This is a genomic window from Rhizobium sp. SRI_017, from assembly GCF_057586295.1.
This window is the reverse complement of the sequence record NZ_JBYCZP010000110.1, coordinates 1-274: the sequence shown is the minus strand read 5'-3', so window position 1 is coordinate 274 and position 274 is coordinate 1. Positions and strand designations below refer to the sequence as shown.

The following is a 274-nucleotide window of genomic DNA, read 5'->3' as shown; positions in this document are numbered from 1 at the left end:
AACTGCGTCATGCCCTGACCACCCCTGGCATCCTTCTTCGCCACCCGGAACACCGAATGCTTGTCGGAATAAAAGGCAACCGGTGCGCCGTGACGCGTCAGATAAAGCGCCAGTGCCTCGAAGTATGTGAAGGCGCTTTCCGATCGCACGAAACGCAACTGCATCAACTTGCCGGTCGCATCATCGACAAACACCAGCAGCGAGCATGGAGCTCCGCGATCCTCGAACCAGCGATGCTCGGAACCATCGATCTGCACCAGCTCGCCATAGGCCT

Annotated in this window: 1 pseudogene; it reads right to left on the bottom strand. The window is 58.4% G+C overall.

Going from position 1 to position 274, the window contains the following annotated elements:
- Positions 1-274: pseudogene (locus tag AC2YI2_RS35265) on the bottom strand (ISNCY family transposase); the annotation flags it as partial.